The organism is Azospirillum sp. BE72, assembly GCF_031455875.1.
GTDB lineage: Bacteria > Pseudomonadota > Alphaproteobacteria > Azospirillales > Azospirillaceae > Azospirillum.
This window is the reverse complement of record NZ_JAVDTO010000001.1, coordinates 926,482-951,364: the sequence shown is the minus strand read 5'-3', so window position 1 is coordinate 951,364 and position 24,883 is coordinate 926,482. Positions and strand designations below refer to the sequence as shown.

The 24,883-nt window shown below is 68.5% G+C and carries 25 protein-coding genes and 1 tRNA gene; 22 read left to right on the top strand and 4 right to left on the bottom strand.

The window, feature by feature from the left end:
• Nucleotides 1–26: 26 nt before the first annotated feature.
• Nucleotides 27–620, bottom strand: a complete 594-nt coding sequence (locus J2Y49_RS04670) for a hypothetical protein (protein ID WP_310112778.1) — start codon at nucleotides 618–620, stop codon at nucleotides 27–29.
• 206 nt (nucleotides 621–826) lie between these two features.
• On the opposite strand from J2Y49_RS04670, the gene hisS reads away from it, so the two are divergent.
• The 8 genes from hisS to J2Y49_RS04630 all read left to right on the top strand — a co-directional run bounded on the left by hisS (nucleotide 827) and on the right by J2Y49_RS04630 (nucleotide 11,979).
• The gene (hisS, locus tag J2Y49_RS04665) at nucleotides 827–2,176 is read left to right on the top strand and encodes a histidine--tRNA ligase (RefSeq protein WP_310112777.1); all 1,350 of its coding nucleotides are present in this window, start codon (nucleotides 827–829) and stop codon (nucleotides 2,174–2,176) included.
• Between the two features lie 97 nt (nucleotides 2,177–2,273).
• Nucleotides 2,274–5,318, top strand: a complete 3,045-nt coding sequence (locus J2Y49_RS04660; RefSeq protein ID WP_310112775.1) for a transglycosylase domain-containing protein — start codon at nucleotides 2,274–2,276, stop codon at nucleotides 5,316–5,318.
• Between the two features lie 79 nt (nucleotides 5,319–5,397).
• Nucleotides 5,398–6,366, top strand: a complete 969-nt coding sequence (locus tag J2Y49_RS04655) for an SDR family oxidoreductase (protein WP_310112773.1) — start codon at nucleotides 5,398–5,400, stop codon at nucleotides 6,364–6,366.
• A 254-nt stretch (nucleotides 6,367–6,620) separates the two neighbouring features.
• Nucleotides 6,621–7,217 carry a 50S ribosomal protein L25/general stress protein Ctc gene (locus tag J2Y49_RS04650; protein ID WP_310112771.1) on the top strand — a complete coding sequence of 199 codons (597 nt, stop codon included), beginning with the start codon at nucleotides 6,621–6,623 and terminating at the stop codon, nucleotides 7,215–7,217.
• 91 nt (nucleotides 7,218–7,308) lie between these two features.
• Entirely contained in the window at nucleotides 7,309–7,881 is a 573-nt protein-coding gene (gene pth / locus J2Y49_RS04645; RefSeq protein ID WP_310112770.1) for an aminoacyl-tRNA hydrolase, read from the top strand.
• 104 nt (nucleotides 7,882–7,985) lie between these two features.
• Nucleotides 7,986–9,086, top strand: coding sequence for a redox-regulated ATPase YchF (ychF, locus tag J2Y49_RS04640; protein WP_310112768.1), 1,101 nt, complete (start codon nucleotides 7,986–7,988; stop codon nucleotides 9,084–9,086).
• A gap of 150 nt (nucleotides 9,087–9,236) precedes the next feature.
• Complete coding sequence (locus tag J2Y49_RS04635; protein WP_310112767.1) at nucleotides 9,237–10,907, top strand: Na/Pi cotransporter family protein; 1,671 nt, start codon at nucleotides 9,237–9,239, stop codon at nucleotides 10,905–10,907.
• A gap of 199 nt (nucleotides 10,908–11,106) precedes the next feature.
• Nucleotides 11,107–11,979, top strand: a complete 873-nt coding sequence (locus J2Y49_RS04630) for an EAL domain-containing protein (RefSeq protein ID WP_310112766.1) — start codon at nucleotides 11,107–11,109, stop codon at nucleotides 11,977–11,979.
• Here the strand turns inward: J2Y49_RS04630 and J2Y49_RS04625 are convergent.
• Nucleotides 11,927–12,400, bottom strand: coding sequence for an NUDIX hydrolase (locus J2Y49_RS04625; RefSeq protein WP_310112765.1), 474 nt, complete (start codon nucleotides 12,398–12,400; stop codon nucleotides 11,927–11,929). The two genes, J2Y49_RS04630 and J2Y49_RS04625, sit on opposite strands and share 53 nt — an antisense overlap.
• 114 nt (nucleotides 12,401–12,514) lie before the next feature.
• Here J2Y49_RS04625 and J2Y49_RS04620 point away from each other — a divergent pair, with 114 nt between their 5' ends.
• The 7 genes from J2Y49_RS04620 to J2Y49_RS04590 all read left to right on the top strand — a co-directional run bounded on the left by J2Y49_RS04620 (nucleotide 12,515) and on the right by J2Y49_RS04590 (nucleotide 17,367).
• Nucleotides 12,515–13,456, top strand: a complete 942-nt coding sequence (locus J2Y49_RS04620; protein ID WP_310112763.1) for a LysR family transcriptional regulator — start codon at nucleotides 12,515–12,517, stop codon at nucleotides 13,454–13,456.
• 138 nt (nucleotides 13,457–13,594) lie between these two features.
• Nucleotides 13,595–14,845, top strand: coding sequence for an MFS transporter (locus tag J2Y49_RS04615; protein WP_310112761.1), 1,251 nt, complete (start codon nucleotides 13,595–13,597; stop codon nucleotides 14,843–14,845).
• 10 nt (nucleotides 14,846–14,855) lie between these two features.
• Complete coding sequence (locus tag J2Y49_RS04610; RefSeq protein ID WP_310112759.1) at nucleotides 14,856–15,263, top strand: hypothetical protein; 408 nt, start codon at nucleotides 14,856–14,858, stop codon at nucleotides 15,261–15,263.
• A gap of 134 nt (nucleotides 15,264–15,397) precedes the next feature.
• On the top strand, nucleotides 15,398–15,790 hold the full coding sequence (locus J2Y49_RS04605; protein WP_310112758.1) for an NADH:ubiquinone oxidoreductase subunit NDUFA12: 393 nt from the start codon (nucleotides 15,398–15,400) through the stop codon (nucleotides 15,788–15,790).
• Nucleotides 15,791–15,882: 92 nt separating this feature from the next.
• Nucleotides 15,883–16,404 carry an outer membrane lipid asymmetry maintenance protein MlaD gene (mlaD, locus tag J2Y49_RS04600; RefSeq protein ID WP_310112757.1) on the top strand — a complete coding sequence of 174 codons (522 nt, stop codon included), beginning with the start codon at nucleotides 15,883–15,885 and terminating at the stop codon, nucleotides 16,402–16,404.
• Nucleotides 16,405–16,528: 124 nt separating this feature from the next.
• Entirely contained in the window at nucleotides 16,529–16,795 is a 267-nt protein-coding gene (locus tag J2Y49_RS04595; RefSeq protein WP_310112756.1) for a hypothetical protein, read from the top strand.
• 167 nt (nucleotides 16,796–16,962) lie between these two features.
• A complete protein-coding gene (locus tag J2Y49_RS04590) occupies nucleotides 16,963–17,367 on the top strand; it encodes a DUF2155 domain-containing protein (protein ID WP_310112755.1) in 405 nt (134 codons plus the stop codon).
• Nucleotides 17,368–17,497: 130 nt separating this feature from the next.
• Here the strand turns inward: J2Y49_RS04590 and J2Y49_RS04585 are convergent, their stop codons facing one another.
• Nucleotides 17,498–18,160, bottom strand: a complete 663-nt coding sequence (locus tag J2Y49_RS04585) for an alpha/beta hydrolase (protein WP_149222034.1) — start codon at nucleotides 18,158–18,160, stop codon at nucleotides 17,498–17,500.
• Nucleotides 18,161–18,506: 346 nt separating this feature from the next.
• On the opposite strand from J2Y49_RS04585, the gene epsC reads away from it, so the two are divergent.
• From epsC to J2Y49_RS04550, 7 genes are all read left to right on the top strand, one after another.
• A complete protein-coding gene (gene epsC / locus J2Y49_RS04580) occupies nucleotides 18,507–19,301 on the top strand; it encodes a serine O-acetyltransferase EpsC (protein ID WP_310112754.1) in 795 nt (264 codons plus the stop codon).
• A complete protein-coding gene (locus J2Y49_RS04575; protein WP_014248224.1) occupies nucleotides 19,298–19,783 on the top strand; it encodes an Rrf2 family transcriptional regulator in 486 nt (161 codons plus the stop codon). Before epsC ends, J2Y49_RS04575 begins: the two co-directional genes overlap by 4 nt.
• Nucleotides 19,784–19,818: 35 nt before the next feature.
• Nucleotides 19,819–20,958 carry a cysteine desulfurase family protein gene (locus J2Y49_RS04570; RefSeq protein ID WP_310112752.1) on the top strand — a complete coding sequence of 380 codons (1,140 nt, stop codon included), beginning with the start codon at nucleotides 19,819–19,821 and terminating at the stop codon, nucleotides 20,956–20,958.
• A gap of 202 nt (nucleotides 20,959–21,160) precedes the next feature.
• The gene (locus tag J2Y49_RS04565; RefSeq protein ID WP_310112750.1) at nucleotides 21,161–21,862 is read left to right on the top strand and encodes a molecular chaperone DnaJ; all 702 of its coding nucleotides are present in this window, start codon (nucleotides 21,161–21,163) and stop codon (nucleotides 21,860–21,862) included.
• Between the two features lie 67 nt (nucleotides 21,863–21,929).
• Complete coding sequence (locus J2Y49_RS04560; protein WP_194913406.1) at nucleotides 21,930–22,259, top strand: ferredoxin family 2Fe-2S iron-sulfur cluster binding protein; 330 nt, start codon at nucleotides 21,930–21,932, stop codon at nucleotides 22,257–22,259.
• 135 nt (nucleotides 22,260–22,394) lie between these two features.
• Nucleotides 22,395–23,558: a tRNA 2-thiouridine(34) synthase MnmA gene (gene mnmA / locus J2Y49_RS04555; RefSeq protein WP_310112748.1), complete on the top strand. Its 1,164-nt coding sequence runs from the start codon at nucleotides 22,395–22,397 to the stop codon at nucleotides 23,556–23,558.
• A 169-nt stretch (nucleotides 23,559–23,727) separates the two neighbouring features.
• A tRNA-Met gene (locus J2Y49_RS04550) sits at nucleotides 23,728–23,802 on the top strand.
• A 118-nt stretch (nucleotides 23,803–23,920) separates the two neighbouring features.
• On the opposite strand, the gene J2Y49_RS04545 is transcribed toward J2Y49_RS04550, so the two are convergent.
• Nucleotides 23,921–24,835 (bottom strand): diguanylate cyclase, encoded by a 915-nt coding sequence (locus J2Y49_RS04545; RefSeq protein WP_310112746.1) that lies wholly within the window; start codon nucleotides 24,833–24,835, stop codon nucleotides 23,921–23,923.
• Nucleotides 24,836–24,883 lie beyond the last annotated feature (48 nt).

Below are 24,883 nucleotides of genomic sequence, written 5' to 3'. Positions count from 1 at the left end.
CGGGTGGGGCAGCGCTCCGAACCTCGTTACTGAATGGTCGTCGAGGTCTTCAGGCCGAGGATGCCGTCGATCTTCGCGGCCTGCTCGGCGGTCACCGGCTTGCCGCCGATGCCGGCCAGCTGCTGGCGGGCGTCCGCCACGGCCTTGTCGCGGGCGGCGCCGTCCTTCAGCGCATGGGCGGCCAGCATCTGCTCGTGATACTTGCCGAGCTGGGCAGACAGCTGGTCGGACGGCTTGGCGCCCAGTTCCTTGGCGACTGCGTCGGCCTGGGTCTTGGTCACCTCGGCCTTCGGCGTGGCGGCGACCTGCTCATGCTTGGTCTTGCCGGCATCGGCCTTGGTCGCGTCGGCCTTGCTGGCGTCCGCCTTCGGCGCCTCGATCTTGGTGGCTTCGGTCTTGGTGGCCTCGCTCTTGGTGACGGCCTTCTGCTCGGCCTTCGCAGCCGGGGCGGGGGTCGTCGTCGTGGAGTCGGTCGTCGCGGCGGGGGCCGGCGTGGCCGGAACGGCCGGCGCGACCGTTGCCGCACCCGCGCTCAGCACGGGGGCCGTCGCCATCAAGGCGACGAACGCATAGGTCGAAACGGACGAGCGGATACGCGACCCAAAGACGGTGCCGGACATTTGGTTTCTCCATTTCGGTGAGCGATCCTCGTTGCGGGATCGTGCTTAGATGAACGCGGCCCCGCTGCCGTTCATTCCACACCCTTCCAAAAAATTTTCACGGCCCCGCGAAAAATTTCCCCCGCGTTTCCGGGCGCAGGTGACGGGACCGGCGAAAGGGTCTAGAAAACGCACGCTTTTCCTATTCCAAGCGCGGACCTTCTCCGATGAGCCTGATCACGCCCCGCACCCCGCCCGGAACGATGGAGCTGCTGCCGCGCCAGCAGGTGGCCTTCCAGCGCATGCTGGACACCATCCGCCGCGGTTACGAGCGGTTCGGCTTCGTCCCCGTCGAAACCCCGGTGTTCGAGACGGTGGACACGCTGCTGACCAAGTCGGGCGGCGAGACGGAGAAGCAGGTCTATTTCGTCCAGTCCACCGGCGCCATCCAGCAGGGCAACAAGCCGGAACTGGCGCTGCGCTTCGACCTGACCGTGCCGCTCGCCCGCTATGTGGCGGAGCATGAGCGCGACCTCGCCTTCCCCTTCCGCCGCTACCAGATCCAGCGGGTCTACCGCGGCGAGCGGGCGCAGCGCGGGCGCTTCCGCGAATTCTACCAGTGCGACATCGACGTGATCGGCAAGGACAGCCTGTCCGCCCATTACGACGCCGAGATCCCGGCGGTCATCCACCATGTCTTCACCGAGCTGAACTTCGGCGGCTTCACCATCAACGTGAACAACCGCAAGATCCTGCTGGGCCTGCTCGACGGCCTTGGCGTCGCCGATGCCGACACCCGCGTGCTGGTGCTGCGCGAGATCGACAAGCTGGACAAGATCGGCCGCGACAAGGTGCGCGACAGCCTGCTCGGCCTCGGCGTGACGGAGCATGCCGCCGACACCATCCTGTCGCTGATCGACATGAAGGGCACGAACGCCGAGACTCTGGCGGCGCTCGGCGCGCTCGACATCGAGAACGCCACCTTCCGCGAAGGCGTCGGCGAACTGACCACCGTCATCCAGGGGCTGAACGCCTTCCAGGTGCCGGAGGGGACGGTGCGCATCAACCTCGCCATCGCGCGCGGGCTCGATTACTACACCGGCACCGTCTATGAGACCTTCCTGAACGATCATCCCGGCATCGGTTCGGTCTGCTCCGGCGGCCGCTACGAGAATCTCGCCAGCCACTACACCAAGTCGAAGCTGCCGGGCGTCGGCATCTCCATCGGCGCCACCCGCCTGTTCTACCAGTTGATGGAGGCCGGCCTGATCAAGGACGCCGCCCCCACCGCCCAGGTGCTGGTGACGCAGATGGACCCGGCCCTGTCCGCGGACTATTTCCGCATGGCGAGCGAGCTGCGCGCCGCCGGCATCAACACGGAAATCCAGCTGGACGGCGGCAAGATCGCCAAGCAGATGAAATACGCCGACCGCGCCGGCATTCCCGTCGTCCTGCTGATGGGCTCCGACGAGAAGGCCCGCGGCACCGCGACCCTGAAGCATCTGGTCAAGGGCGAACAGGTCGAGGTCCCGCTGGCCGAGTTGGCCGCGCGCGCGAAGGCGCTGCTGGAGGGGTGAGAAGGGGCTTCCCTTAAACCCCTATTAACCATGAATCCCCTACCGTTCCGACCTACACCGATCATGTGGGTCGGGCGGCAGGGGACACGCATCCGGTATGGCAAAGGCGTGGGTGCAGGCGGGGCGCTGGGCGCGGCGGGCGGTGATCGGGGTCGCATTGACGACCACCGTCGCCGCGGCCGGCTATGCCGGATGGCGCGAGATGGAAACGTCGCGGCTCCAGGCGCGGCTGCTGTCCGGCGTCGCCCAGTCGATGACCGTGTCCTTGCGCGAAGGCCCCAACCCGGCGGCACGCTATCCCGCGCATGGTCCCTATAACGAACGCCTCGGCTACACCGCCCTGCCCGGCTATCTCGACACGCTGACCCGCGACATCTACGCGGTCGAGCAGCAGGCGGTGCTGTCCCCGGCGCTCGACCGCTTCATGGCCGGCGGCGGCTTTCCGATCTACCGGGAAAAGACCCAGGCCGGCCTGACCCTGCTCGACCGCAACGGCGTGCCGATGTACGCCGCGCGCTTCCCCGAGCGGGTGTTCGAGGGCTTCGAGGATGTGCCGGCGCTGGTCGCCGACACCCTGCTGTTCATCGAGAACCGCGAGCTTCTGAACGAGGACGAGCCGCGCCGCAATCCGGCGGTGGAGTGGGACCGCTTCGGTGCCGCGGTGGCGATGCTGCCCTTGCAGGTGATCCGGCCGGGCCAGCGCTCCCCCGGCGGATCGACGCTCGCCACCCAGATCGAGAAGTACCGCCATTCGCCGGACGGCCAGACCACCGGCAGCGTGGAGAAGCTGCGCCAGATGGCGTCGGCCAGCGTCCGCGCCTATCGCGACGGTGAGGACACCACCGAGGCGCGGCGGCGCGTCCTGGTCGACTACCTGAACTCCACGCCGCTGACGGCGCGGCAGGGCTTCGGCGAGGTGAACGGGCTGGGCGACGGGCTGTGGGCCTGGTTCGGCACCGACCTGTCGATCGCCAAGCGCGTGCTGGCCGAACCCGCTTCCGAGCCGCGCGCCCTGCGTCTGAAGGCGCTGGCCTACAAGCAGGTTCTGGCTCTGCTGCTGGCCCAGCGGCGGCCGTCCTATTACCTGATCCAGGACCGCGTGGCGCTCGACCGGCTGGCCGACGCCCATCTGCGGGCGCTGGCCCAGGCCGGCGTCATCGACCAGGCGCTGCGCGACGCCGCGCTCGCCATCCGGCTGACCTTCCGCGAGGAGGCGCCGTCGCCCCCCGCCACCTCCTTCATCGAACAGAAGGCCACCAACGCCGTCCGCGCCCGGCTGCTCGGCATGCTGGGGGTGCAGAGCCTCTACCAACTCGACCGGCTCGACCTGACGGCGCAATCGACCCTGGATGCGGAAACGCAGGCCCGCGTGGTCGAGGTGCTGGGCAAGCTGAACGATCCAGACTATGCCCGCACGCTGGGGCTGACCGGCGAGCGGCTGCTCGACGCCCGCAACAACGACCTGTCCAAGCTGGTCTATTCGATCACCCTGTACGAACGCGGCCCCGAGGCCAACTATCTGCGCGTCCAGGCCGACAACCTCGACCAGCCGCTGGACATCAATGAAGGCGCCAAGCTCGACCTCGGCTCCACCGCCAAGCTGCGCACACTGGTCACCTACCTGCAGATCGTGGCGGAGCTGCACAGCCGCTATGCCCATCTGCCGAAGGATTTCCTGGCCGACGTGCAGGACGAGGCGTCGGACAACCTGACGCGCTGGGCGGCCTCCTGGTTGACGACCGCGCCGGACCGGCGCCTGCCGGCCATGCTGGATGCGGCGATGGAGCGGCGCTATTCCGCAAGCCCAGGCGAGGTGTTCTTCACCGGCGGCGGCCAGCACAGCTTCGTGAACTTCAACAAGGACGACAACGGCCGCATCCTGACCATACAGGAAGCGTTGCGCAGCAGCGTCAACCTGCCCTTCATCCGGCTGATGCGCGACATCGTTCAGTTCTACATGGACGAAGGTGCCGACGACGGCGCCGAAATTCTGCGCACGCCCGACCACCCCGCCCGTCAGGCCTATCTGGCCCGCTTCGCCGACCGCGAGGGCTCGGACTTCCTCAACCGCTTCTACAACGACTACCGCAAGCGCACGCCCGACGAGGCGCTGGCCCGGCTGGCGACCCGCTCGCGACCGGTGCCCTACCGGCTGGCAGTGGTCTTCCGCACCGTGCGGCCCAAGGCCGGGCTTGCCGAGTTTTCCGCCTTCCTGCGCGCCCGGCTGCCGGACAAGACGCTGTCCGACGGCGAGCTGTCGGCGCTCTACGCCAAATACGGGCCGGACCGCTTCCCGCTGAACGACCTCGGCTATCTCGCCCGCGTCCATCCGCTGGAGCTGTGGCTGGTCGCCCATCTCCAGAACAATCCGAACGCCACGCGGGCCGAGATCCTCGCCGCCAGCGCCGATCAACGCCAGGAAAGCTACCGCTGGCTGTTCAAGAAGGGCATGGCGGCCCAGAACACCCGCATCCGCATCGGGCTGGAGGAGGAGGCGTTCAAGCGCATCACCGCCCAGTGGCGCAGCGTCGGCTATCCCTTCGACACGCTGGTGCCGTCGCTGGCGACCTCCATCGGCAGTTCCGCCGACCGTCCAGCGGCGCTGGCGGAGCTGATGGGCCTGATCCTGAACGATGGGGTGCGCCAGCCCACCGTGCGCATCCGCTCACTGCATTTCGCCGCCGGCACGCCATACGAGACGAAGCTGGGGCTGGGGCCGCTGAAGGGCGAGCGGGTTCTGCATCCGGAGGTCTGCGCCACCCTGCGCCGCGCCTTGATGGACGTGGCGCAGAACGGCACCGCCAAGCGGGTCTGGGGTTCCTTCAAGGATCCGTCCGGCGCCGCGGTCCCGATGGGAGGCAAGACCGGCACCGGCGACCACCGGCTGGAGCGCTGGGGTCCGGGCGGCGTGCTGCTGGAATCGAAGGCGGTGGCCCGCACCGCCACCTTCGTCTTCTACATCGGCGACCGTTTCTTCGGCACCATGACTGCCTTCGTCCAGGGGCCGGAGGCCGACGACTACCGCTTCACCAGCGCCCTGCCGGCCCAGCTGTTGAAGAGCCTCGCTCCTGCGCTGCAGCCCCTGGTCGACCAGGTCGCCACCCGCACCGCCGACACCCGCCCGGCGCCCGCCGGTCTGTAAAGGCCACCAATAGCGCCGCGACAACCGCCGCCGCCCCCTGTTGAGGCTGTCGATACAGCGCAAGCCGGGGGGAGAAAAGATGCGGGATCTGCAAGGCGCCGCCGTCGTGGTGGCCGGAGCATCGAGCGGGATCGGGCGGGCCACCGCGCTGGCCTTTGCACGCGAAGGCGCCCGGCTGGCGCTGGCCGCCCGGCGGGAGGAACTGCTGGAGGAGGTGGCGGAGGACTGCCGCAACCTTGGCGCCAGCGCCATCGTCATCCCCACCGACGTCACCGATGCCGACGCGGTGAAGCGCCTCGCCGAGCGGACGGTGCAGGAATTCGGCTCCATCGACATCTGGATCGCCAATGCCGGTGTCGGCGCGGTCGGCCGCTTCGAGGATACTCCAGTCGAGGCGCACCGCCGGGTGATCGAAACCAACCTGCTGGGACCGCTCCACGGCGCCCATGCGGTGCTGCCCCTCTTCCGCCGCCAGGGCCACGGCACCTTCATCGCCACCGTTTCTGTCGGCGCCTTCGCCCCCGCCCCCTATGCCGCCGCCTATGCGGCCAGCAAATACGGTCTGGACGGGATGCTGGAAAGCCTGCGGGCGGAGCTGGTCGACAGCCCGGACCTGCATGTCTGCGGCGTCTATCCCGCTTTCACCGACACGCCCGGCATGATGCACGGCGCCAACTACACCGGGCACGAACTGTCGCCGGAAGGCCCGATCTACGACGATCCCGAGGACGTGGCGGCGACGATGGTGGCGGTCGCCCGCCGTCCGCGCGCCAAGGCCATGGTCGGAGCGCTGACGCCGCTGGCCCGCCTCGGCCACGCCGTGGCGCCGCGGCTGGTGGAGGCGGTGGCGGGCTATGGCGCCCACCGCCATTTCGACCGCCAGCCCCCGGCGCCGCACAGCGACGGCAACCTGTTCCAGCCGGTGGAGAGGGGCCGGGACATCACCGGCGGCTTCTACACCCCGCCGCCCGCCTGGGTCTCTCCCGTGCTGGTGGCCGGCGCCGCGGTCGCCGCCTTTGCCGCCTACCGCAGCCTGCGGCGGCATTGAGCGCCGCTTTTCATCGGATGCTTAGCCGCCCCGCCGCCCGTGCCAGAATGGACGGGTCAAGTCGCGCCCTTGTGAAGTGAACAACTGAACAGGGGCGCAAAACCTGTTTCATGCCGTTTCAAACGTTCCATCCGCCGCCGGTTCCTGCGAAATCCCGCCACGCCCCTTGACGCAGCCCCCCGATTGCCGTAAGCACGCCGCGCACGCGTCGGCACCCCTGGAGGCCGGCGCCCTTTTCGTTTTGGAGCATCGTCATGACCAAGATCATTCCGCTCGGCGCTGAGACGCGCGAACGGGCCGGCAAGGGGACCGCCCGCCAGACCCGCCGTGACGGCCGCATTCCGGCCGTCATCTACGGTGGTAAGCAGGCTCCTGTTACCATTTCGCTCGAGAAGTTCGAGTTCACCCGCGTCCTGCATCAGCCGGGCTTCTTCACCCACCTGTTCGAAGTGACCGTCGACGGCGCCGCGCATCGCGTCCTGCCGCGCGACGTGCAGTTCCACCCGGTGACCGACGTCCCGCTGCATGTCGACTTCCTGCGCGTTTCGTCCGACACCCGCATCAACGTGCAGGTTCCGGTCGAGTTCGCCGACCAGGACAAGTCGGCTGGCCTGAAGCGCGGCGGTGTTCTGAACATCGTCCGTCATGAGCTGGAGCTGAGCTGCCCGGCCGACAGCATCCCCGAGCACATCACCATCTCGTGCGAGGGCTTCGACGTCGGCGACTCGATCCACATCTCCTCGGTCAAGCTGCCGGAGGGTGTGACCTCGACGATCACCGACCGCGATTTCACCATCGCGACCATCGTTGCGCCGTCGGGCCTGAAGTCGGAAGAGGGCGCCGCTTCCTAATCCGGAGCGTCCGTTCTTCGACGATGGGTACAGTGGGGGGCTTCGGCCCCCCGCTTCGTTTGTGGAGAGTGCTTTCCAAAGGGTGAGGGACATGCTGCTTCTGGTCGGATTGGGCAACCCCGGCAACGAGTATGCCCGCAACCGCCACAACATCGGCTTCATGGCGGTGGAGACCATCGCCCAACGCCATCGCTTCACCCCGTGGAAGAAGCGCTTCCAGGGCCAGACCGCCGAAGGCACCGTCGCCGGCGACAAGGTGCTGGCGCTGGAGCCCGCCACCTTCATGAACCTGTCCGGCCAGTCGGTGGTGGCGGCCCTGCAGTTCTACAAGCTGAAGCCCGAGAACGTCGTCGTCATCCATGACGAGCTGGACCTGCCCCCCGGCAAGATCCGGGTGAAGAAGGGCGGCGGCCATGGCGGGCACAACGGACTGCGCTCCATCGACGCGCATATCGGCAAGGAATACTGGCGCATCCGGCTGGGCATCGGCCATCCCGGCAACAAGGATCTGGTCAGCGGCTACGTCCTGCACGACTTCGCCAAGGCCGACCAGGGCTGGATCGACCCGCTGCTCGACGCCGTCTCCGACAACCTCCCCCTGATGGTAGAGGGCCAGCCGGAGCTTTTCATGAACAAGGTGACGGTGGCGACGCAGGCGCGATAAGCCGCGGCCTGCCCGTCCCCTCCCCCACTTCGCGTTTGCGCTTTGCCCCCCTTCGTAGGATAAAGCGCAACAATTCCAGCATTTCCGACGGCGAGCACCCACCCATGGGCTTCAATTGCGGCATCGTCGGCCTGCCGAACGTCGGCAAGTCGACCCTCTTCAACGCGCTGACCGCCACCCAGGCGGCGGAGGCGGCGAATTTCCCCTTCTGCACCAAGGAGCCGAACGTCGGCCGCGTCAGCGTGCCCGACCCGCGGCAGGACAAGCTGGCGGAGATCGCCAAGTCGCAGAAGGTCGTCCCGACCCAGCTGGAGTTCGTGGACATCGCCGGCCTGATCCGCGGCGCGTCGAAGGGTGAAGGGCTGGGTAACCAGTTCCTCGCCAACATCCGCGAGGTCGACGCCATCGTCCATGTGCTGCGCTGCTTCGAAGACGACGACATCACCCATGTCGAGGGCAACGTCGACCCGCTGCGCGACGCCGAGGTGGTCGAGACCGAGCTGATGCTCGCCGACATGGAAAGCCTGGAACGCCAGTTGACCAGCCTGCAAAAGAAGGCCAAGGGCGGCGACAAGGACAGCAAGATCAAGGCCGACCTGATGGAGCGCGCCCTGAAGGTGCTGCAGGACGGCAAGCCGGCCCGCGTGGTCGAGGTTTCGGACGAGGAGCGGCCGGTGTTCAAGCAGTTCATGCTGCTGACCGCCAAGCCGGTGCTCTATGTCTGCAACGTGGAGGAGGCGTCCGCCGCCACCGGCAACAGCTTCTCCGCCAAGGTCGCCGAAAAGGCCAAGGCCGAGAATGCCGAAGTCGTCGTCATCTCCGCCGCCATCGAGTCCGAGGTCGCCCAGCTGACCGACCCGGCCGAGAAGGCGGAGTTCCTGGAATCGATGGGGCTGGAGGAAACCGGCCTGAACAAGCTGATCCGCGCCGGCTTCAAGCTGCTGGACCTGATCACCTTCTTCACCGTCGGCCCCAAGGAGACGCGCGCCTGGACCGTGCGCCGCAACGCCAAGGCCCCGGAAGCGGCGGGCGTCATCCACACCGACTTCGAACGCGGCTTCATCCGCGCCGAAACCATCGACTACACCAGCTATGTCACGCTGGGCGGCGAGCAGGGGGCGAAGGACGCCGGCAAGATGCGCCAGGAAGGCAAGGAATACGTCGTCCAGGACGGCGACATCTTCCACTTCCGCTTCAACGTCTGATCAGACGGGGTTTGAGGGGACGGGGGCGTAACGGCCCCCATTCCACCTCCGCCGTCACCCAACTGTCATATTGTCGTAACAATCAGCGCACCCCACCCTTCAGTTAGGGGTGCCGCCTGATCGCATCCCCGATCCGACAGAGGGGGTGCGATGCAGGCGACACGGGTGCTGCTGGAACTGGCCGGGAATGTCGTGCTGCTCCTGTGGGGGCTGCACATGGTGCAGAGCGGGCTGACCCGCGCGCTGGGCGGCGATCTGCGCCGCATCCTGGGCGCCGGGCTGCGCAACCGCTGGACCGCCTTCCTGTCCGGCATGGGCATCACCATGCTGCTGCAGAGCAGCACCGCAACCGGCCTGATGGCGACCGGCTTCACCGCCAACGGGCTGGTGTCGCTGATGCCGGCGCTGGCGGTGATGCTGGGTGCCAATGTCGGTTCCACCCTGATCGTCCAGGTTTTGGCCTTCGACGTTTCCCATGTGGCGCCGGTGCTGCTGCTGGGCGGCTTCCTCGCCTTCCGCCGCGGCAGCCGGACGCGCAGCCGCGACCTGGGCCGGGTCGCCATCGGGCTGGGCCTGATGCTGCTGTCGCTGCACCTGCTGCTGGCAACCATCGCCCCGGCGGAGAACGCGCCGATGCTGCAGCGGATGCTGGGCATGCTGACCGCCGATCCGGTGGTGGCGGTGCTGCTGGCCGCCATCCTGTCCTGGGCCGCCCATTCCAGCGTCGCCGCGATCCTGTTGATCGCCTCGCTGGCCGGCGGCGGGGTGATCGCGCCCGAGGCCGCCGTCGCCATGGTGGCCGGCGCCAACCTGGGCAGCGCGATCAATCCGATCATCGAGGGACCGGGCGGCGACGGCCAAAACCCGGCGGCCCGGCGCCTGCCGGTGGGCAACCTGGTCAACCGCCTCGTCGGCTGCCTGATCGTCGTGCCGCTGCTGGGGCCGATCACCGCCGGGTTGCAGATGGTGTCGCCGGATGCCACCCGGCTGGCCGCCAACTTCCATCTCGCCTTCAATCTGGCGATGGCCGCGCTGTTCATCGGCCCGCTGCCCTGGTTCGCGCGGGCCCTGACCCGGCTTTTCCCGGAGCGGGTGGCGGTCGCCGATCCGGCGATGCCGCTCTATCTCGACCGCAGCGCCCTGCGCATTCCCCATCTCGCCATCGCCAACGCCTCACGCGAGGCGTTGCGGATGGCCGACACGGTGGACAGCATGCTGCGCGGCGCGCTGGACGTGCTCCAGACCGACGACCGCAAGCGGGTGCAGGAGATCCGCAGGATGGACGACGTGCTCGACCGGTTGCACGACACGATCAAGCGCTACCTCACCCAGATCAACGTCGAGGATCTGGACGAACGCGACGCCCGTCGGGTGTCCGACGTGCTGACCTTCACCATCAACCTCGAACATGTCGGCGACATCGTCGACCGCAACCTGATGGAGGCCGCGTCGAAGAAGATCCGGCGCAGGCTGCGCTTCTCCACCGAAGGCGCGGCTGAGATCGCCGGCATGCTGGAACGGCTGAGTGAGACCCAGCGGCTGGCCGCCGCCGTCTTCGTGTCCGGCGACATCCGTTCCGCCCGCGCACTGATGCGCGAGAAGGAGGTCATCCGCGATCTGGAAACCAGCGCGACGGAGGCGCATTTCGCCCGGCTGCGTGCCGGACGGACCGAAAGCGTGGAAACCAGCGCCCTGCATCTGGATATCCTGCGCGACCTGCGCCGCATCAACGCCCATCTGGTCGCCGCCGCCTACCCGGTGCTCGATCAATCGGGGGAGCTGCTGCCCAGCCGACTCAAGCATGAGGCACCCCATGGGTGATTGTCTGTCCCAATGATGGGGAGCGGTGAGGTCTCCGCTTAGCCTCTTTCTTGTCACCAACCCAGCAACGTTAACTCTTTCGTAACCATATAAAATTCGTCAAGCTCTTTCGCGACATGGTTAACAAACCATTGCTGTGGTTGTTATGCCAGGGAGAGCCGGGCAGCGACCGGCAAAGGTTGGCGGAATGGAGCGGACGGTGGCGAACACGCACGCGACGTCGAACGGGCCCGAAACGCCGGGGACATCCGACGCGGGATTCGTCGAGCGGGTCCGCGATGCCATCGATCGGCAGGAGCTGTCGCTGGTCTTCCAGCCGCAGGCCGACGTCTTCACCAACCGCCTGACCGGGTTCGAGGCGCTGTCGCGCTGGCGCCTGTCCGACGGCACCATGCTGCCCCCGGACGTCTTCGTGCCGATGGCCGAACAGGGCGAGGCGATCCACCTGCTGGGCGAATGGACCCTGCGCGCCGCCTGCGCGGCGGCGGCCGGCTGGCTCCGCGCCGGTATCGTCGACGTTCCGGTGTCGGTGAACCTGTCGGCCCGTCAGCTCGACGATCCGGGTCTTGTGCTGAAGGTGCTGGGTATCCTGGGCGAAACCGGCCTGCCCGCCGCAAACCTGAAGCTGGAATTGACCGAAACCGCGATGTTCAGCCAGACCGCCGACGCGCGGGAGGCCCTGCTGCAGCTGCGCGGCGCCGGGATCCGGATGGTGCTGGACGATTTCGGCACGGGCTGGTCGTCGCTCGCCACCCTGCGGCGGGTGCCGGTGGAAGCGCTGAAGATCGACAAGCAGTTCGTCCAGGCGATGGTGGAGGACCGCGACGCCGCCGCCATCGTCCAGGCGGTGGTGGCGCTTGCCCACGCCCTCGACCTCGGTGTGGTGGCGGAGGGGGTGGAGACGGCCGAACAGCGCCTGTACCTCCAGGCCTACCGCTGCGACACGCTGCAGGGCTATTGGCTGTCGCGCCCGCTGACCGCCGATGGCGTGGCGGAGTTCCTGGCCGAACGCAGCGTCGTCATCGGCCTGAAGCCGGGCGGGCCTTCCGCTGTTCCGCCGACATCAGGATGACCCGCCGGGTCTCGTCCCACTCCGTCAGGTCGCCGGCCTCGTCGGCGGTGGCCCAGCAGGCTTCCAGCGCATCGTCGGCGCAAATCGGATCGCCCTCCGCACTGTCCGCCGCCACCTCCACCAGCGTGTAGTGGTAATGGACGCGACCCTCGGCATCGGGGGTGATCGCGTCCACCACGGTGACGATGCCGGTCGGCACCACCTCCAGTCCGGTTTCCTCCCGCACCTCGCGGATCGCCGTCTCGAACACGGTCTCGCCCACCGACTGCGCCCCGCCCGGCAGGCTCCATTGCCCCAGCCGCGGCGCCTTGCCCCGCCGGATCAGCAATACCCTATCCCCGCGCCAAACGACCACCCCCACCCCTACCCAGGGACGGTCGGGATATTCGCGGCTGGAACGGTCGGGCGGAACAGTGGACATGATCGGCTCCCCATCGATGGCTTGACCCGACGGTAACGCGATCCGACACTGGCACACCAGACGCGAAGACGCATCGCCGCGTTCTGCCGGCCCTCCGGACTTTAAGGTCTCCCCATGAAGCTCAACGAAATCCGCACCTTCATCGCCGTGGCCGATGCGCAGTCGGTGCAGGAGGCCGGCAACCGGCTGGGGCTGACGCAGTCGGCGGTGTCGCGGCTGATTCAGCGGCTGGAGGCGGAACTGGGCGTCGTGCTGTTCGACCGGCAGACCAAGCCGCTGGCGCTGACCCGCGACGGGGAGCTGGCGCTTGCCCATGCGCGGCGCATCCTGGCGGCGGCCAGCGACTTCGCCGACGCCTTCGCCGGATCCGTGGAACCGCGCGGGTTGCTGAGGCTGGGCGTCGCGCATGTGCTGACCGCGCTTGCCGCCGGAAGGCCGCTGGACGACCTGCGCGCCGGCTTTCCCGGCCTGACGGTGCGACTGCATTCCGACTGGAGCAACCCGCTGATCGAGCAGGTCCGCGCCGGTACGCTCGATGGCGGGCTGATCCTGATGTGCGAGGAGCAGACGCCGCCCGACGACCTGCCGGCCCGCCGGATCGGGACCGAGGATGTCAGCATCGTCGCCTCTCCCGACCGGTCGGTCGGCGCCGATCTGGCATCGATGAACGAACATGGATGGGTGCTGCAGCCCAACGGCTGCCGGTACCGCGAGGCGCTCCACCAAGCGCTGGCGCCGCTGGGACTGCAGCCGAACGTGACGGTGGAGGCCTACGACCAGAGCCTGCTGGTGTCGCTGGTGGCGCGCGGCGTCGGGTTCGGGCTGGCGCCGATGGGCCTTATCGCGCCGATCCCCGGTGCCGCCATGGTCCGGCCGGTCGATCTGCCCGGTTTCCGGATGGCGGTGACCATCTGGCTGATCCAATCGCGGACGACCGGACGCATCGCCCCGGTGTTCGACCGGCTGGAGGAGGCGCTGCGGCGCGAGTTGGCCGCCGCTCAGCCGGTGAACCAAGCGATGGAACGGATCGCATTCCTGCATTCCGCCGCGGAATGACCCGGTTACCGATTATGAATTTGCCGAACTGTTGATGCCTGCCTATCGTCGGAGGCGACACAACGCCACGATGCGTATTCCCCTTCCGCGCTGCTGCGCCGGATCGGCACGCATCGGCACCCGACCCCGGAGGACGCCTTGACCACCGCCACCCCCGCACCGGCGCCCTCCTGGAGGACGCCAGCACTCGTCGTCGTCTGCGGCTGCCTGATCTCGATGCTGGCCTTCGGACCGCGGTCCAGCATGGGCCTGTTCATCGGGCCGCTTTCTGAAACCCGCGGCTGGGGCCGCGACGTCTTCGCGCTGGCGATGGCGATCCAGAACATCCTGTGGGGGGCCGGCGGCCCCTTCGCCGGTGCGCTGACCGACCGCTACGGTCCGGCTCCAGTGCTTGCCGGCGGCGGGGTTCTCTACGCCGCCGGGCTGGCGCTGATGCCCTATGCCACCACCAGCGTCGAGCTGTACCTGACGGCCGGCGTGCTGATCGGGCTGGGGCTGTCGGGCGCCTCCTTCGGCATCATCATCGCCGGCTTCACCCGGCTGCTGCCGCCGGAACAGCGCAGCTGGTCGGTCGGCATCGCCACCGCGGCCGGGTCGATGGGCCAGTTCCTGTTCGCGCCGATGGGTCAGGCCTTCATCGCCGGCTTCGGCTGGCAGACTGCCCTCCTTCTGCTGGCGGCGTCGATGATCGCGGTGCCGCTGCTGGCCGGCGTCTTCCCGGGACCGAAGGGCATGACGGCGAGCGGCACCCCGGCGGTGACCGGCGCCAACATCGGCTACATCGCCGCGGTGCGGCAGGCCTTCCAACACCGCAGCTATGTGCTGCTGGTTGCCGGCTTCTTCGTCTGCGGCTTCCAGCTGGCCTTCATCACCACCCATCTGCCGCCCTACCTGACCGAGGCCGGCATCAGCGCGTCGCTCGCCGCCTGGGCGCTGGCGCTGATCGGCCTGTTCAACGTCATCGGCTCCTACGCGTCCGGCGTGCTGGCGGGCAAGGTCAGCAAGCGCTACCTGCTGTGCGCCAACTATTTCTCGCGCGGCATCGCCACGGCGATCTTCATCCTGCTGCCGATCTCGTCGGTGACGGTGATCGTCTACGCCGCGGTGATGGGCCTGCTGTGGCTGTCCACCGTGCCGCCGACATCCGGCCTCGTCGCGCTGATGTTCGGTACCCGCTACATGGGCACGCTGTACGGCTTCGCCTTCTTCAGCCATCAGGTCGGCGGCTTCCTGGGCGTCTGGCTGGGCGGCGTTCTGTATGAGCGCACGGGGTCCTACGACGTCGTCTGGTGGCTGGGCGTGGCGCTGGCCATGTTCGCGACCATCGTCCACTGGCCGATCGCCGAGAAGCCCGCCCCGTCGCTGGCGGCGGCCGAGGCGAAGGCGTAAGGTAAATCCCATGAGCAACAGCCCCGCCCCCTCCCCTTCCGGGCTCCCCATCGGCCACGGCCTTGCCGCGGCGCTGTTCGGCGGCGTTCTGCTGGTCTGGGCGGCGCTGATGGGGCTGTCGCTGCAACGCGCCGCCCTGCCGGACGCGACCGACGGCATGATGCTGGCGGTCTTCTCCCCCGGCACCAGCGACGCGGAGGCGCTGGCGGCGATGGTGCGGGCTGGGGGCGAGCCGGTGCGCTCCACCTGGCTCGGATTCGCCTGGGTCGCCCGCGGGACGGAGCCCGGATTCGTCGGCCGGCTGAAGGCCGAGGGCGCGCTCGGCGCTTTCGGGGAGCTTCCGGTCGGGCCGACGCTGGGCGGCTGCACCGCCACCCCGGTCGACACCGCCAAGATCGCCGCGACCCGCCTGCAATAGGCGCCTCTTTCCACCCTGCGGGGCAGCTTGGGCCTCACCAACGGTGGACGCGCGTCCCTTGCGGTGTCATAGTGCGGCCCGCATTCGACCAGCCCCGTGTCCGCGGGGCCAGACTCCGGAATTCGTGAGCGACGATGAGCGAGCCGATCTCCCTGTTCACCAAACTGGCGAACATCCACATCCGTTACGTCACGTGGCGTCGGGGCGCCAAGGTCGGCAGCGACCGCTTCGGCAACGTCTATTACCGCAGCAAGGACACCAAGGCCGGCACGCGCGAGCGCCGCTGGGTCCTGTATGCCGGTGAGCCCGACGCCTCCAAGATCCCGCCGGAATGGCACGGCTGGCTGCACCACACCACCAAGGAGCCGCTGCCCGAAGGGTCGAGCGCCTTCCACAAGCCCTGGCAGAAGGAACATCTGCCCAACATGTCGGGCTCGGTCCAGGCCTATCGTCCCCCCGGCCATGTGCTGGCCGGCGGCAAGCGCGTGCCGGCCACCGGCGACTACGAGCCCTGGACTCCGAGCTGATCCCTGCCTAGGACTGACCCTCACGTCAGAGCGGAAAGCCCGGCCCCTTTCGGGCCGGGTTTCGTTTCTGGAACTCGCAGCAGGATAGCTCTATGCGCCGGAATGTGATCGAAACCGTGCTGGGCGGCGTCGTGCTCGCCGTGGCCGCCGTGTTCCTTGCCTTCGCCTACAAAAGCGCCGATCTGCGCAAGGTGCAGGGCTATGACATCACCGCCAATTTCACCAGCATCACCGGCCTGCAGGGCGGCGCCGACGTCCGTATCAGCGGCGTGAAGGTCGGCACGGTCACCGGGCTGTCTCTCGACCCCACCAGCTATCAGGCGGTGGTCCACCTGTCGGTCGACAATTCGGTGAAGCTGCCGAAGGACACCGCGGCGGTCATCGCGTCGGAAAGCCTGCTGGGCGGCAAGTTCCTGTCCCTGGAACCGGGCGGCGATCCCGACATGATCAAGCCGAACGGCAAGATCGAGTTCACGCAGAGCACGCCGGGCCTGGAGCAATTGCTGGGTCAGGTCATCTTCTCGCTGCAGAGCATGAGCAAGCCGGGCGATTCGTCCAGCGGCCAGTCCTCCCAGGCGCCGTCACAGGCGCCGGCCCAGCCGCCGAAGCTCTGACACCAGGCTCCGATACGAAGCAGGGACGCGGCCGGAACCAGCGGCCACGCTCAAGCGTTCCTCCTGTATCCGGATGGCGGCCATCGGACAGGCGCTGCCGGATCATGAAGCAGGAGGAAGTGCGATGCGTCTCTCCCACTTGGCCGTGTTCGGTCTGGCCCTGGCGACCGCGGCCTGCGGTGCCAACATGGAAGAGAAATCCGCCAGCGGCGGACTTGGCGGTGCCGCCGCGGGCGCCGTGGTCGGCGGCCCGGTGGGTGCGGTCGTCGGCGCCGCGGCCGGCGCCGGTGCCGGTGCGGCCACCCAGAAGATCGAAGACCGGAACGAAGCGCAGAGCGGTACCGGCTCCACCTACAGCGCCCCTGCGTCGCGCAGCAGCGTCACGCGCTGAGCCCTCTGGCGCTGAACCATCCGCCACGAACAACCCATCCCGGCGTCCCCGCCACTGGACGCTGCCCCCGCTTCCGGGCTAGAAGGCGGAGCGCCCCCGGCAGAGCCCATACCGACAGGCAGGTCCGGCCGCAAGGGCGCCGTCCGCAATAACGGAAGCGATCCGACGTGACGCGACTCTCAAGATGTTTCCGGCCGGCCGCCCGGCTGATGGGTGCCGCGGCGGTGCTGGTCCCGCTGGCCGTCCAGGCCGCCCCGGTTCCGAGCCAGATGATGGAGCGGCCGGCGGCAAAGCTGCAATGGCTGGACAAGGTGACCGCCCGCACCTCCACCTTCACCATGAAGGTGGGGGAGACCAAGGCGATGAGCAGCCTGCGCATCACCCTGCGCGCCTGCCGCGAGAACCCGCCGATCGAAACACCGGAATCCGCCGCCTTTCTTGAGGTCACGGAGATCAAGCCCGGCGAGCAGGCGGAACAGGTCTTCAGCGGCTGGATGTTCGCCTCCAGCCCCGCCCTCTCGGCGATGGAGAACCCGATCTACGACGTGTGGGTTCTGGGCTGCGAGCAGTGAGGGCGTAGGGGGAGGTTAGACCCCCACCTATCCTCCCCCACTGGGTGGGGGAGGGACTACCGCCGCTTTTCCGAACAAGCACTTTTCCCCTCCCCCGCCCAGCGGGGGAGGGTTGGGGTGGGGGGGTAACTTACTCCGCCACCGCCGCGATGGGATTGCCCAGGGCCTTGTCCAGATAGTCGTCGACCTGCGTCGCCAGATCGTCGGTGCGGTTGACGAAGAAGTGGCTGGCGCCGGGGACCACGCGGTGGTCGATGCGGATGTCCTTCTGGTGCGACAGCTTGGTCACCAGCTTGGTCACAGCGGCCTGGGGCACCACCTCGTCCTTGTCGCCGTGGATGATCAGGCCCGAGGACGGGCACGGCGCCAGGAAGGAGAAGTCGAAAAGGTTGGCCGGCGGCGAGACCGAGACGAAGCCGTCTATCTCCGGACGGCGCATCAGCAGCTGCATGCCGATCCAGGCACCGAAGGACACGCCACCGATCCAGCAGACCGGCGCATTCGGGTTGTAGGTCTGCAGCCAGTCCAGCGCCGCCGCGGCGTCGGCCAGTTCCCCCTCCCCCTTGTCGTAGGTACCCTGGCTGCGCCCGACGCCACGGAAGTTGAAGCGGAGCGCCGAATAGCCGCGCTTGGTGAAGGACTGGAACAGGGTGAAGACCACCTTGTTGTTCATCGTCCCATTGTGCTGCGGGTGCGGGTGCAACAGCAGCGCAACCGGGGCGTTCGGCTGCTTGCCGTGGGTGTAACGGCCTTCCAGGCGACCGGCGGGACCGTTGAAGAGCACTTCAGGCATGGGAACGACGTTCCTGACGCGGACAAAGGGTTGTTGGGACCGTCTGAGGCGACCAACCGGAGATGATCCGGCCTGCCGCTCCGACGCACGGGGCCTTTACGAGCCCGTCACGGATTTTCCCGCATTGGAGTGGGGTTTTTCGCACACAATTCTTGACCGTTTTGCTTGGTCATCATATATGCGTCGTAACGTCCTCCGGGGCAACCCGCCTGACCCGCCCGATCGGCCCAGCGCTAGCGGGACCGGCCGAAAGACCGGGTCCATGCCGGCCGGATCCGCATGGTTCCGGACCGGAAGGTCCTGAACCGCAAGGTTCCGACAGGCCGAAGCCGGGCGCGGGCGGCCGATGAGAGCGGCGGACTATACCACGGCGGGTGATGGCGTGTTCAAGCATCTTCGCGAAGAGATCGACGGGATCATGGCGCGCGACCCGGCGGCGCGGTCCCGGCTGGAGGTGGCGATCTGCTACCCCGGATTTCATGCGATCGTGCTCCACCGCCTTGCCCGGCGTGCCCGCGACGCCGGCTGGCACCTGACCGCCCGCCTCGTCTCGCAGATCGCCCGCTCGCTGACGGGCATCGAAATCCATCCCGGTGCAACCATCGGCCGCCGCTTCTTCATCGACCACGGCATGGGCGTCGTGATCGGCGAAACTGCGGAGATCGGCGACGACGTCATGCTCTATCACGGGGTGACGCTGGGCGGCACCTCGCTCAATCCCGGCAAGCGCCATCCGACGCTGAGCGACGGCGTGATCGTCGGCGCCGGCGCCAAGATACTGGGCGCCATCACCATCGGGCGCGGCGCGCGGATCGGCGCCAACGCCGTCGTGGTGGCCGATGTGCCGGCGGACACCGCGGTCGTCGGCATCCCGGCCAGGCCGGTCGCCCCGCGCGACCGGACGGAAACGCGCAAATTCATGCCCTACGGCACCCCTTGCGGCGAGATCCCCGATCCGGTGGCCCGCGCGCTGTCCGGCCTGCTCGATCAGGTCACGGCGCTGCAGGCCCGTGTCGGCGAGCTGGAGGCGGCGAACCCGCCATCGGCTGCAACCGTACTTCCCCGTTCAACACCCACACCGCTGGAAGCGGTGGCGTCCCACCCTGTCGGGATGCACGAAGCCCAAGGAGATCCGCGATGAGACTCAGCACCAAGGGACGCTATGCCGTGATGGCGATGGTCGATCTGGCCGCCACCAGCCAGGGCAGCCCGGTCGCGCTGGCGGACATCGCGGAACGGCAGGAGATCTCGCTGTCCTACCTGGAGCAGCTGTTCGCCAAGCTGCGCAAGGGCGGGCTGGTCAAGAGCGTGCGCGGTCCCGGCGGCGGCTATCTGCTCGCCCACCCGGCCGATGCCACCCGGGTGTCCGACATCATCCTGGCGGTGGACGAGCCGATCCGCACCACCCGCTGCGCCAACGGCACGCCGCAGGGTTGCCGCACCAACCGCTCGCGCTGCCTGACCCACGATCTGTGGGAGGAGTTGGGCAACCAGATCCACATGTATCTCAGCTCGGTCACCGTGGCCGACGTGGTGGAACGGCGGATCATCGGCACCAGCGGCCTGAACCTGCTGCGCCCGGCCCCGGCCGCCGACAGCGCCGCGGTCGCCGCCGCCGAGTGAAGACGACCCTTTCCGGACGCGAGCAGGCCTGAAAAGTGACCATTCTGCCCGTCAGCCCGTTCCGGCGGACCGGAGTCTATCTCGACCACAACGCCACTGCTCCGCTGAAGCCGGAGGTGAAGGCGGCGATGGGTCAGGCGATGGATCTGGTCGGCAACCCGTCCTCCGTGCATGCCTTCGGCCGCAGCGCCCGGCGCGCAATGGAGGAGGCGCGCGCCGCCGTGGCCGCGCTCGCCGGGGTCAGGCCGGCGCAGGTGCTGTTCACCGGCAGCGGGACGGAGGCCAACAACTTCGCGCTGCGCGGCTTCGCCGGCCGCCGGGTAGTGACCTCGGCCATCGAGCATGAGTCGGTGCTGGCCGCCCGGCCCGACGCGGAGCGCTTCGGCGCGACCCGCGACGGCGTCGCCGACCTGGAGGATCTGGAACGCCGGCTGACCGACGGGGCCGATCCGGCGCTGGTCGCGCTGATGCTCGTCAACAACGAGACCGGGGTGATCCAGCCGGTGGCGGACGCCGCCCGGATCGCGCACGCCCACGGCGCGCTGGTCCATTGCGATGCGGTGCAGGCGGCCGGACGGCTGCCTCTGTCGCTGTCTGCCCTCGGCGCCGACCTGATGACGCTGTCGGCCCACAAGCTGGGCGGTCCGACCGGCGTCGGCGCCCTGATCCTGGCCGAGGGTCTGGAACCCGATGCGCTGATCCGCGGCGGCGGACAGGAGCGGCGCAAGCGCGCCGGCACCGAGAACCTGCTGGGCATCGTCGGCTTCGGCGCCGCGGCGCGTCTGGCGCTGGACGGGCTGGCGGACGCCGCCGACCTCGCGACCCTGCGCGACCGGCTGGAGCGCGAGGCGCTGGCCGCCATGCCGCGCGCCCGCGTGATGGGGGCCGGCGCGGCGCGCGTCACCAACACCTGCTGCCTGATGCTGCCCGGCCTGCCCGGAGAGACCCAGGTGATGACGCTCGACCTCGCCGGGGTGGCGGTCAGCGCCGGTTCGGCCTGTTCCAGCGGCAAGGTGAAGCCGTCCCATGTGCTGGCGGCGATGGGCGAGGACGACCAAGCCGCCGCCAGCGCCATCCGCGTCAGCCTGGGCTGGACCAGCGACGACGAGGCGGTGGACCGCTTCCTGACGGCCTGGACCGCGATGGCGCGGCGAAGTGCGCCTGCGGATGGCTGAGGGTCCTCCTACAGCCGGCATGGCTGCGCGACCATCTGTCTCCCATCCGGAAAGCCTGCATTCGCGCATTGCGCCGGATGCGGCTTCTGGGTATGACGCCGCGGAAGGCCCCTATGGTGTCGGGCCGGATGGCGGCGGAGGCATGATGTCGGGTACACCATCCTATCGGCCGAGCCTTTCGGCGTTTTGACGGACAGCGCGCATGACCCGTTCCAAATCCGGCCCGCCCGGCAACAACAGCGGCGGAATTTCCGGCGCAATCGCCGGCGATCTGGAGCCCTGCGGCGCCTGCGGCCGCTCGGTTGCGCCGCGTGCCCTGTTCTGCCACGCCTGCGGTGCGGCGCAGCCGCCGCGCGCCCTCGACCCCTTCACCCGGCTGGGGCTGGAACGGCGCTTCGACATCGATCTGGAGCAGTTGTCGAAGCAGCATGCCGGCTTCACCCGCGCTATGGACCCGGAACGCTTCGCCGCCCGCGGCCCGCGCCAGCAGGCCAACGCCAAGGCCCAGGTCGACGCCCTGCGCGAGGCGTACGAGGTGCTGCGCGACCCCATCCGCCGCGCCCGGACGCTGCTGTCCCTGCTGGGCGGCATGCCGGCCGTGGACGATGGGGCCGAAAATGGGGCCGAAAATGGGGATGAGGAGATCGCCGACCTTGCCGCCCGGCTGACCCGTGCCGACGACGCGCTGGAGTTGGACCGCATCGGCCTGGACCTCGGCCAGCGGATCGAGGCCTGCATCAAGTATCTCGCCCCCGCCTTCCGCAAGGCGCAGACGGCGTCCGGCCTGGACAGCCCGCCGGCCTTCGACGGCGCCGCCCGCATCCTGGCCCGGCTGGAACGGCTGGAGGCGCTGGCCGCCGACGTCCGCGACCGCCGTGCCGCCCGGACGCCGCCACGGCCCTGATCCGGCCAACCCGTTACCAAAACCCGCCCTTTCAATCGCTAGGCAACCTTAGAAGAACGAGGACCCCATGCCCAAGATGACCTTCATCGAGCCCGATGGCAGCCGCCGCGAGGTGGACGCCCCGCTCGGCTTGTCCGTGCTGGAAATCGCGCACAAGAACAGCCTGGACCTGGAAGGCGCCTGCGAGGGCTCGCTGGCCTGCTCGACCTGCCATGTCGTGATCGAGCCGGAATGGTTCGACGTCCTGCCGGACGCGCAGGAGGACGAGGAGGACATGCTGGACCTCGCCTTCGGCCTGACCAAGACCTCGCGCCTCGGCTGCCAGATCATCATGACCGAAGAGTTGGACGGCCTGGTCGTCCGTCTGCCGGGCGGCAGCAACAACGCGATGAAGTAACGGCGCGGGGGAGCCCTGTTCCGGCCGCCGGAGACGGCGTCACGCGACGCAAGACCCGGCGGCCTCTTTCCCCTGCCCGTCCTCTGTTCCGATTTCCTACTTTTCCGGGCGCCTGCCCGTACCATATAGGGCGCCATGAACTCCCTCGGTCTTTCAAAGCGCCCCCAGGACACCCGCGTCGTCGTCGCGATGTCCGGCGGGGTGGATTCCTCCGTCACCGCCGCCGTGCTGCGGGAGGAGGGCTATGACGTCGTCGGTATCACGCTGCAGCTTTACGACCACGGCCTCGCCTTGCAGAAGCCGGGCGCCTGCTGCGCCGGCCAGGACATCTACGACGCCCGTCAGGTCGCCGACCGCATCGGCATCCCGCATTACGTCCTGGATTACGAGGGCCGCTTCAGCCAGGACGTGATGGACGATTTCGCCGACAGCTATCTGCGCGGCGAGACGCCGATCCCCTGCGTGCGCTGCAACCAGCGCGTCAAGTTCCGCGACCTGCTGAACACCGCCCGCGACCTTGGCGCCGACGCGCTCGCCACCGGCCATTACGTCCGCCGCATCGCCGGCCCGCAGGGCGCCGAATTGCACCGCGCCGTCGATCCCACCAAGGACCAGAGCTATTTCCTGTTCGCCACCACGCGCGAGCAGCTGGAGTTCCTGCGCTTTCCGCTGGGCGGCCTGACCAAGCCGGAGACCCGCGCGCTGGCCGAGCGCCATGGGCTGGAGGTCGCCGCCAAGCCGGACAGCCAGGACATCTGCTTCGTGCCCAACGGCAATTATGCCGAGGTGGTGGCGAAGCTGCGCCCCGGATCGGTCGAGCCCGGCGACATCGTCCATGTCGACGGCCGCGTGCTGGGCCGCCACAAGGGCGTCGTCCACTACACGGTCGGCCAGCGCAAGGGGCTGGGCATCGGCGGCATCCGCGGCCAGGAGGAGGAGGCGCTCTACGTCGTCCGCCTGGAGCCGGCCCGCCGCCGCGTCGTGGTCGGTCCCCGCCGCGACCTCGCCCGCTCGCTGGTGATGGTGCGCGACGTGAACTGGCTGGGTCCCGATCTCGCCGACGGTGCGGGGATCGAGGTGTCGGTGAAGCTGCGTTCCGCCCAGCCGGCAGCCCCTGCCCTGTGGCGCGCCGGACCGGACGGCAGCGCGCGCGTCGAACTGCTGGACGCCCAGCACGGCATCGCCCCCGGTCAGGCCTGCGTCGTCTACCAGGGCGACCGCGTGCTGGGCGGCGGCTGGATTTCCGGCACCGCCGGTGGTGTGGACGCGGGGGCGGAGGTGAGTGAAACGGCGGCTTGAATCAGGGGGTTAAGCGACTTTCCGCCAGCCAGCCGAAAAAAATCGCACCCCCTGAAAATTCCGCGTTGACAGGCCAAGTCGCCCTATCCTATATAGCGGCTCCCGGCGGCAACGACGGGACACGATGGTAGCCAACGGCGGCGGAAACGCCAACAACGGCGAACACGATGGCAGCGTAGCTCAGTGGTAGAGCAGGGGAATCATAATCCCTTGGTCGGGGGTTCAAATCCCTCCGCTGCTACCATCATAGGAAAACCCCCTGATTTCCAGACGGAAGTCAGGGGGTTTTTCTTTGCGCATCATCGGGTTGACGCGCCGTCGATTGCAGTTCGACCAATGCGGAACGCCGACTGCGGCCTCCCCTACCCCATCATCGACTTCGGCAGCGCGATCCGCGGTTCCACCTCCACGCGGTTACGGCCGGCGTGTTTGGCGCGGTAGAGGGCGGCGTCGGCGCGGGCCAGCAGGGGTTCGATGCCGGTGTCGGTCGCATTCAGCCAGCTCAGGCCCAGGCTGACCGTCACTGTCATCTCGCCGCCGGCCTCCAGCCGCACGGGCATGGCGGCGACGGCCTGGCGCAGGCGCTGGGCGACGGCGTAGGCATTGACCGGCGGGGTTTCGGGCATCACCACGGCGAATTCCTCGCCGCCCAGGCGGCCGATGATGTCGCTGGTTCGCAAACTCTCCTTGCAGGCGCGCACGGTGCTGCGGATCGCCTCGTCGCCGGTGGCATGGCCGTGGGTGTCGTTGACCCGCTTGAAATGGTCGATGTCCAGCATCACCACCGACAGCGGACGTTCGTAGCGCCGCGAGCGGCCGAACTCCTCATCCCCCCGTTCCAGGAAGCGGCGGCGGTTCAGGGCACCGGTCAGGGCGTCGGTGGTGGCCAGCCGCTCCAGGTCGCGCTGCATCGCCACGACGCGCGAAGCGGCCAGCAGGCGCGCCGCCGTCCATTTCCAATCCAGCGGCTTGCGCAGGAACTCGTCGGCACCGGCCTCCACCAGTTCATGGAACTGGTCGGTCATGCTGCCGGGGATCATCAGGATCAGATAGAGGTGACGCAGCCCCTGGGCGGTGCGCAGGTGCCAGCACAGCTCGATCCCCGTCATGTCGGCAAGGCGGATGTCGGCCATCACCACGTCGAAGCGCTCGTTCGCCACCGCCTCGATGGCGGCGGCGCCGGTCTCGACCACGCTGGTCGCGTAGCCCAGCTTCGTCAGCTCATACACCATCATGGTGAGGTGACGCGGTGAATCGTCGACGATCAGAATCCGCAAATCGAAAGCTCCCGGCGATCCATGCCCGTTTATGGAGCATGAGACCCG